Genomic DNA, 8117 nt, shown 5'->3' with positions numbered 1-8117 from the left:
GGGTGACAAGGTGGAGCGCCCTACCGGACGTACGACCTTGTCACCCTGGCCCTGGCCCGCTCCACAGAGCGTGGGTCGGCGGCAGACGGGATGGCAGGTCGGCATCCGCTTAGTCGATTAGGCGCTGAAAGAGCATGTGCAGATAGCCGAATGCCTCGGCCTGCTCGGCCCCCTCGTGCTCCCGCACGAGAACGTCCAGGTCCTCGTCGTCCAGAGGAATGATGAAGCCGCGGTCATCTCGTGCTGTATCGAGACAGGACGACCATGCCTTTTCTTTGTCGCCGTAGCCCCGATGTAGCAGGAGGCCGACCTTTCCCCGCGATGGAGAGAATCGCGCTTGGAGCTGATCGAACTCCGGATTACCCAACTCTCTTCCGTAGTTCTTGCACTCGACCACAATATGTGCAGCTGGGTAGTGCATGGCGAGCCAGTAGAAGAATCCGTGGTTCGCTGCATTCGTGTACGATATGTCAATCCGTTTCCGACCATTGTGAATCTTCTTTTGACGGCGCGGAAACACGAGATGCGGGTAGAGCAGTGCGGATAGCAGCGCTTCGACTCGGCGCTCATACCTATCGGCATCGGCATGGCCCGTTGGAGTGTTTACCACCTCTTCAAGTAGATCGCTGACCCTTGGAAGACTGGCGCCGACCGCTTCGGCGATGGTGGCGTCCGGGAGTGGCGGCGCGGGGCTCTCTGCCTTCCGTTCTTTGTAGCCTCTCAGAAGTTCGGGATTCCTTTCGGCTGCCCAGGTGTTGATGCGCTTTTCGACGCCAGGGTTGTGCCTGCCCGCGTCAAACTGCTCCATCAGCACCTCGTTGACTGCCTTCTTTGTCACACCACGTCGGCTTCGCACTACTGCACCAAGCGAGTGGGTGGAGTTTTCCTCAACCACGAGGTAGTTCAGAACCGTGTGTCGGTAGAACTCTCCCGCACGTAGATGAAGCCCGCGTCGGGTAATGGCCTTAGGCACAAGGAGTAGCCGCTCCCCGTTGGGGGTTGGAAGACTGGTGTAGGACTGATACCATTCGCCGGTCAGCGGATTCCAGAATTGGCCGTATGCGACATTCGGGGTGAGGTCGATCCCGTGGAATTTTGCAGTCTCCTGCGTGAACTCCACGAGCTGTGCCCGAATGAGGTTCGTCGTGATATCGGAGATGCGATCCCTGTCGATTCCCTCTATCAGGAGTGCCGTATCTTCCAAATCTTGCAGCAAGCCACTCCGCGCTGCTTTGCTTTTCGAGAGTGATTCCCAAAAGTCTTCCGCAAGCTTGTCGCCTAGTCCGCTGCCGCGAGAACGCCCGCTCGACAATCCCAAGTGAGTTTCGTTGGGCTCTCGCAGGGCTGAAAGTAGCGATATAGCTTCTTGGTCGTTGCCGTCACCGATGGCATCCAAAACTCGCTGGAAGAATGACTGGATGCTCGCGATGCAACTGTCAGCCCAGCTGGAAGATAGCTGAGATATTCCGCTCGGGTCGATGTAAAGCTCGACGTCATTCACGATGTCGACATCGACAAAGTCAAGCTCTGATTGAGATTTGCCCAAATTGTAGAATTCCGAGACTCTCATGCCCGCCCTCCCGAATGCATGGTCTCAGGTGCCGACCACCGGTGTCTACGTCCTGTATGCCTGCCTGTTGCCGGAGATCCGACATGGGGAGTCGCTAACGTCCGCATTGCTGGCCTTGATCCGACTGATCTTCTGTCTGTATGGCTCATCCTGCCCGTGCCGGCGGCGCACGTGCGGCATTCGGCCATGCGCCGTGTGGCGGGAGGCTTGCGAGCTCAGCGATACCCTCCTGGCGGTTAAGCGTCCTACCGCTTTTCGGTTGCCGTGGATCTCCGCAGTCCCGTGAAAAGCCAGTTGACCAGAAGCGTGCGGATTTGAGCGATTAGTGCAATTCATTCTGGCAACTCCGGCTGCGGCCTCCGCCGCCGGATGCCCCAAAGGCGGCGAAGACCGCAGCGAGTGTCGCACCGACCTTTACGTAGGGCAGGGACACACCGCGAGCGGCGGGGCGAACCCGTGCCTACGCCCGGAAGCGCACCTATCAAGACCACTCGCCCTTTGCGCCTCGTTAGGCAAGACCGCCGCGGCTCAAACAGAAACACCTAGGCGCCTTAAGACACCGCGTGCCACGGAGGTGGGGGCCCGATTGCTAGGGTGCTCGCAATAGCAGCACTAGAAGGACCGCGACGAGGATGCTTTGAGCTGATAATCCTGCGATGCAGGCCCAAATTATGCGACGGATTTGTCGTTGTGATCCTACATGTGCATCAACGAGTGCGTCCCGAGGGAGTGAGTGCAGTGGGGCGGCAAGGTCGGCGATTGTACTCAAATCCCGCTGGCGCGATGAGTCGTCCGCGCCGAAGGTGCGGAAATCTACCCACCGTGGCTCTGCGGAAAATGCGCCCGTCAGTGTGGCCGGTAGAGCATTAGTCGCGATCCAATCGAAGTCCGCATCCTGATTAGACCACTCTATTGTTCCGCTGGTAAGCACGATGAGCATTCTTTCGGGCGAGCGGTTGGCAAGCCACCACGCTACCTCCCGCGATACCCACCGAGACTGTGCTGCTTGAGGTGACGCAAGTAGAATAAAGTACTTGGCCCTCCCGAGCGTTGCCTCAATTGTTGCCCAGAGATCCGGCGTGGCAGCGAGATTGGTTGCCGATGAGATTATCCGTAGACTGTGACGACGATGCCATGGCCTGGCAAACTGCAATAGTTCATGGCGCAGTTCAAGAGCTAGGCGCGAATCAATTGCGTGTGAGTAAGACAAAAAGGCGTCGTAGGAACCTGCAGTCGCGAGGCGCTCGCTCATGGTCCGTCGCCTATCCTTGCGAGATAGGACCCTGCCCAGCGCAGGAGCGCTTACTAGGAGGCGGGCGGCTAAGACGATCTTGCTTACATCCCTGCCGTTGCTGATGTCAAGTTCTGCAAGCCATTCTTCTTCGTACCTCTCGCGGTGATCGGAGGGCAGGGCGCGCAAGGCTAGTTTGATCATCGCTGTCGCGATATCGATGGATCGCTCTTTGATAAGCTCGACCAGCAGTGGCATCAAGACGGTGTTAAGAAGGAATAACAGCAGAACGATTATTACCTTCATGCCGTTGCGCTTCCCGGGCGCAGGATGCCGCCCCATCTTGACGCGCTGCGTGATGCTGCCTCACGAAGCGCCTTGTGGGCATGAACGGTGCCGTCCGATGTTATTCGGTAAAAGCGCCGACGACGTTGAGTGCGCGGGTCACGTTCCGACCACCCACTCTCAACCCACCCGGCCGCCTCCAAGCGGGCCAGGACCGGGTAGATCCCCCCAGGTGGCAGCCCGGCGGCCTCGGCGATTTCGAGGCCGAAATGGTCGTCGTGGGGATCGTCGAGTAGCGCTCCGAGAACCTGCAGCGTCTCAGTGGTCAGCCGCATTCATCCCCCTTGGCTTGCTAGAGCCAACAGCATGGCAGCTCCAGTGGGTGGCGCGCCATAGCTCGTTCAGTGCCAACGCCGACGAGGTGAAGATCCCCGCCGCGGGCCGATGGCCCCGACTTCAACAATCTCTCACGAGCCGCATTCAGCGGCGGGACGACACCCGACGAGGCGCTACCCGCGGGTTCGGCACGAGGCAGCCGGCGGGGGAGCATGGTCCATGCTGGCGCGGCTTGCTCTGCTGTGCTGATGGCGCGAGCCACGGCGACGGAGCCAGGCAAAGCTCGTTGATCGGCGCGGCCAGCCAAGGGGCACGCAGGGGCCGCTAGGTCAGCAAGAAGTCAGCAAGAGGTCCGGCGTCATCCATCGCTGGGCAACCTCAGACGGTGGTCGAGACACACGCGAAGGCACCGGGCGGTAGCGGTTGTCGCGCGACGACGGGCGAGATCGACATTCACACCGAAGAGGTCACTGGTTCGATCCCAGTATCGCCCACGCAGGTCAAAGGCCACTTCCCAGCTTCGGGAGGTGGCCTTTCTGCTTGCGTACAGCAGTTAAGTACAGCAGTTCCGTCAGCGGCCGAGTGATTCGCCGAGGCGTTTGAGTGCGTCTCTGGTCGCCTTGGTCGATACCTGGGTGTAGATCTCCATCGTCACGGAGAAGCGGGCGTGCCGGAGCACCTGCATGGCGACTCTCGGGTGGACGTCGAGGTCGGCCAGGAGTGTGGCGCAGGTGCGGCGGGCGTCGTGGACGGTGATTGCCTTCACTTTCGCCTTGTCGCACCGCGTCTGCCAACTCCGCTGGAAGTTGCGCGGCTCGATGGGCGTGCCATAGCGGGTGGTGAATACGAGGTCGGTTTGGTGCCACGCCTTTCTGGCGGCTGCTTCGGCCTCGTCGCGTTGTTCCTGTCTGAGCTTGAGGGCGGTCAGGCAGATGTCGGGCAGGGGGAGGGTGGCGTCGGACGCCTGGGTCTTGGTGTCGCGGTGTAGGAGCTGCCCGCGTACGCGTTGGAGCTGGCGGCCGATGGTCAGCTCTCCGGCGTCGAGGTCTACGTCCTCCCATGTCAGTCCGAGGGCCTCGCCCTTGCGAAGGCCGGTGACGAGGACCAGGGCGTAGGCGGCGTAGAGCGGATCCTCGTCGGCGCGGGCCGATTCAAGGAACTTGCGAGCCTCGTCGCTCGACCACGACTTGCCTCGACGTCGGCGAACCGTGGCCAAGGTGACCGGGACGGCCGGGTTCTTGGTGATGAGGTCTTCGGCCTGGGCGTGGGTGAGGGCGGCCCGCAGCGCGGCCCGGATGTCGCTGACCGTGCGTGTCGACGGGACGGCCTGGCAGCAGCGGCCGACCGCGCAGCAGCGCCGCTTGTGCTTCGGCCTGGCGGCGTCCTTGGCCTGGGCGCAGCACTGGCAGGTGCGGGCCACCTGGTTGATCCAGGTCTGCACGTCCCGGGACTGGAGCCGGTCGAGCCGCTTGGCTCCGAGGCCGGGGGAGATGTAGCGGCGGACGAACGTCTCGTAGGTCGCGTAGGTCAGCGGTGCCCGGTTCGGCTCGATGATCTCGGTGAGCCAGTAGGTGAGGAAGCTGCCGACCGTCGGGACGGTGGTGGCCACCGGCCCCTGCTTGGCCTGCTGGTGCAGCTTGATCCACTTGTCGTGGACGGCCTCGCGGGTCTTGCCGTAGACGTACTTGCGGGTGCGCCGCCCGTCGGGTTTGGTGACCCAGACGTACGCGGCGAAGCCGTTCCGGTACGGAAAGATCGACCCTTCGCCATTGGCACGGGTGCGTCCGGGCATCAGGCGGCCTCCTGGCGTTCGACCTGTTCGCGGATGTAGTCGTCGACCCATTCGGGGAGGATGCGGCGGTACTTGCCGTCCTTGATGGAGCGCAGCTCGCCGGTGGCGATCTTCATCTTGACCTTGGAAATGCCGAAGCCGAGCAGGACGGCGACTTCTGCGGGTGAGTACCAGCGCGGGGCGAGGTTCCTGCTCATGCCGCCACCCCCAGCCACGCCTCATGGGCGAGTTCTTCCCGGCCGATGCGTCTGCTCTCGCGCCGCTGCCGAGCGGCGGTGTTGGCAAGCAGCGCATCACCTTCGGCGAGCCAGCCGGACCCGAGGTAGGTGAGGGTGCCGACGGTGATGGTCTCGGCGGCCTCGTCGTCTTCGGCGCGGCGGTAGGTGGCGCGGGTGTCGCGGAGCTGGCCGAAGGTGACCGAGTAGCGGCGGGCTTTGGTGAGGAAGTGGCCGCCGAAGCCGAGCATGTGCGCCCAGCGGCGCAGCCCGGCGTAGGCGTTCGGTTTGGTGTCAAGGCTGGCTTGACGGTCGTCGGCGGTTGCGGCGCCGCTGCTGGTGTCGGTGAGGGCGGGTCGGCCGAGGTGCCAGCAAGCGTCGATGAGGCGGGCGAGGTGGTCGCCCTCGGGGTCTGCGTAGTCGTCGATGGTGGCCGGGGTGAGTCGGGTGGACGAGTGGCCGGTGGCTTCGGTGGCCTTGGTGGCGTACTTGGCCAGGTAGGCGGCCACCTTGCCGTCGGTCAGCTCGCCGTCGGTGCTGTTGATCCGTCGGACGTCGACCTGCTTGCCCCAGACGACCAGCCAACCTTGCGGTCGGTCGGGGTGCGCGGGTGTGGTGACGGCGATCTGCCGAGCGGCGGCGTGAACCGCTTCGTCCAGATCGTCAATGGTGATCCCGGCGGGTGGCGGCACGGGCGTGTCCGGGTCGTCGGGGTCGACGCCGTCGAGGCGTAGCAGGACGTGGAAGTGCACGGCGGCCCGGCGTTGCATCTCGGCGACCTTGCCGTGGGACACCCGCACGGGCGGCACCCAGCGGACCTTGCCGGAGGCCGTGACGACTCGAACGAGGGGGATGCTGCGCCTCCGGCAGAGGGCGGCGAGATGGCGTTCGATGGCCTGTTTCGTGCGTCGCCACAGCTCCCCCGAAAAGTAGTTCCAGACCACTTGGTGGTCGTGGTCGTAGCAGTCGAGGCACAACGGCTGGCCGAGGCGCGGATCGTCGGGGTCGTGCCGGGCGAAGCACGCCGCGGGCTGCCCGTGCGGGCAGGCACCGGCGGTGCTGCGGGCGCGGCAGGGGGCGGCTCGGCAGTCGCAGCGCTGCCGGTTGCGGCAGGTGTGGCGGGGAACGTGGCGGTGGTGGACCGCGCCGAAGGACGGGCGGTGAAGGTGGCGAAGACGACCGGGTGCCGGCCGACGGAGGCGGGGACGCCCTTGCCGCCGGTCAGGCCGCAGCGCACCACTTGGAAGGCGTCGCCCTGGTAGACCCACGCGCAGTCCGGACACTGCGACTCGCGGCGGTTGCCGCACGCCTTGTAGAGCAACTGGTCGGGCAGTTCGTCGGTGTGCTGCTCGCTCAGGACCCGGCCGGTGCCACGGTCGACGGCGGCGATCGTGCCGGTGAGGCGGATCGGGCGGGAGCAGCCGCTGGCGGGACGGATGTGCTCCAGCCAGCCGGAGAACTCCGGCGTGGCGGCGCGGTGCAGGGCTTGGGCGTCGCGGCCAGCGGCGAGAGCGGGCCGGTACAGGTCGATCGGGGTGGACAGGACTTCCTCCTCAGGGGGTGGCAGGGACGGGAGACGAAGCACCACCAGCCGTGGACGTGGGTCCGCTGGTGGTGTTCGTCGTGTCTCCTGGCACCGCCCAGAGGGCGGCTGACGCCGGAGGGCGGAGCCGTGGCCTTGCCACTACCCGCCGATGGGTCATTTCCTTTCGCACTGGGTGGACCTTTGGGCCGGCACGGGTGGGGACCTGGAATGTCGGCATCCGGCGGCTTGCCGCAGGCTGTCCCCACCCGTGAAGTGAGCGGATCCGGGGCCATCGTGGACGGCAGGAAAGACCGTGCTGGGCCGCTCAGCGGATTTGGGATACCGGCACAGTGGCCGGTGCGATCGAGAGCCGGCGGGACGTGGCCCGCATCAGCGGCAGGAAGGCCGCTCAGCGTCTCCGACGTCGAGTCCAGCGATCCGGCAGGAAGGCCGCGCTGTCGTGCTCGACGAGCGCCAGAGTAGCACCGGGTACCGACACGTCAAGGTGCCCTGAACTGCTGTCGAGCGAGTCAGGTTCGGCGCTGCCTACAGAGCCATGCGGTTGACGACCGATCGCTGAACCGGACCGGTGTACTCGGTGAGGGTAAAGCGGGTGCGCCCATCTATGGGGTGAACGGTAACGGCGACAACGCTCTCGTCTTCGAATCGCAGCGTGAAGACGGGGTCGAGTTCGCACAGGAATGCAAACGCCTCGCGGTCCTCGTCGCTCTCGCTGACCAGGCGACCGTCGGCCTCCCAGCTGCCGGTGATGGCGGTAACCACGACGGACACCTCGACGCTGCCGAGCAGGGTGGATGAGTTTGCCCACCAGTCCAGCCAACACCGGCACTCGAAGCGGTCCATGCCGTCATCCTTTCAGGGCGAGGCGGCTGCCGGCCGAGTGGGAGAACTTTCCTAACATCCATCAAGGCGGCCCTTGACGGGCCGCACGCGCCGCCGCCTGGGCGCGCGCCGGCCGCTGCCGCTGTCGCTCTGCGGCCGTCACGCCTGATGCCCGGCAGCTGGTGCGGAGGGCGGGAAGCCCGGGGGCCGCCGCAGAACGACAGACCGTTGACGGGTGAGGGGTGGGTCGGCAGCCGGCCGGGGCCGGGGGGCCCCGGGCCGCCCGGGGGGGGGGGGGGGGCGCCGGGCGGGGGGGGGGC

The 8117-nt window shown here is 64.9% G+C and carries 6 protein-coding genes and 1 pseudogene; all 7 read right to left on the bottom strand.

The features are described 5' to 3' along the window. Nucleotides 1-109: 109 nt before the first annotated feature. A complete protein-coding gene (locus ABZS42_RS31440) occupies nt 110-1570 on the bottom strand; it encodes a hypothetical protein (protein WP_355151531.1) in 1461 nt (486 codons plus the stop codon). A 589-nt stretch (nt 1571-2159) separates the two neighbouring features. After that, the gene (locus tag ABZS42_RS31435) at nt 2160-2822 is read right to left on the bottom strand and encodes a toll/interleukin-1 receptor domain-containing protein (RefSeq protein ID WP_355151533.1); all 663 of its coding nucleotides are present in this window, start codon (nt 2820-2822) and stop codon (nt 2160-2162) included. Nucleotides 2823-3103: 281 nt separating this feature from the next. Next, nucleotides 3104-3421, bottom strand: a complete 318-nt coding sequence (locus ABZS42_RS31430; protein ID WP_355151529.1) for a helix-turn-helix transcriptional regulator — start codon at nt 3419-3421, stop codon at nt 3104-3106. Nucleotides 3422-3993: 572 nt separating this feature from the next. After that, the gene (locus ABZS42_RS31425; protein WP_355151527.1) at nt 3994-5214 is read right to left on the bottom strand and encodes a site-specific integrase; all 1221 of its coding nucleotides are present in this window, start codon (nt 5212-5214) and stop codon (nt 3994-3996) included. Next, nucleotides 5214-5411: an excisionase family DNA-binding protein gene (locus ABZS42_RS31420; RefSeq protein ID WP_355151525.1), complete on the bottom strand. Its 198-nt coding sequence runs from the start codon at nt 5409-5411 to the stop codon at nt 5214-5216. The genes ABZS42_RS31425 and ABZS42_RS31420 overlap by 1 nt, the downstream gene beginning before the upstream one ends. Further along, a pseudogene (locus ABZS42_RS31415) lies at nt 5408-7014 on the bottom strand (replication initiator). The gene ABZS42_RS31420 and the pseudogene ABZS42_RS31415 overlap by 4 nt, the downstream one beginning before the upstream one ends. Before the next feature lie 486 nt (nt 7015-7500). Further along, nucleotides 7501-7818, bottom strand: coding sequence for a hypothetical protein (locus ABZS42_RS31410; RefSeq protein WP_355151523.1), 318 nt, complete (start codon nt 7816-7818; stop codon nt 7501-7503). Nucleotides 7819-8117: the final 299 nt, after the last annotated feature.

It is taken from the genome of Micromonospora sp. NPDC005367 (assembly GCF_040606825.1).
Taxonomy (GTDB): domain Bacteria; phylum Actinomycetota; class Actinomycetes; order Mycobacteriales; family Micromonosporaceae; genus Micromonospora.
This window is presented reverse-complemented; position numbering and strand designations above follow the sequence as displayed.

Bases quoted from the DNA above. Each gene is read 5' to 3' on its own strand.
- ABZS42_RS31440 (WP_355151531.1), bottom strand. From the start codon at position 1,570: ATGAGAGTCTCGGAATTCTACAATTTGGGCAAATCTCAATCAGAGCTT.
- ABZS42_RS31435 (WP_355151533.1), bottom strand. From the start codon at position 2,822: ATGAGCGAGCGCCTCGCGACTGCAGGTTCCTACGACGCCTTTTTGTCT.
- ABZS42_RS31430 (WP_355151529.1), bottom strand. From the start codon at position 3,421: ATGCGGCTGACCACTGAGACGCTGCAGGTTCTCGGAGCGCTACTCGAC.
- ABZS42_RS31425 (WP_355151527.1), bottom strand. From the start codon at position 5,214: ATGCCCGGACGCACCCGTGCCAATGGCGAAGGGTCGATCTTTCCGTAC.
- ABZS42_RS31420 (WP_355151525.1), bottom strand. From the start codon at position 5,411: ATGAGCAGGAACCTCGCCCCGCGCTGGTACTCACCCGCAGAAGTCGCC.
- ABZS42_RS31410 (WP_355151523.1), bottom strand. From the start codon at position 7,818: ATGGACCGCTTCGAGTGCCGGTGTTGGCTGGACTGGTGGGCAAACTCA.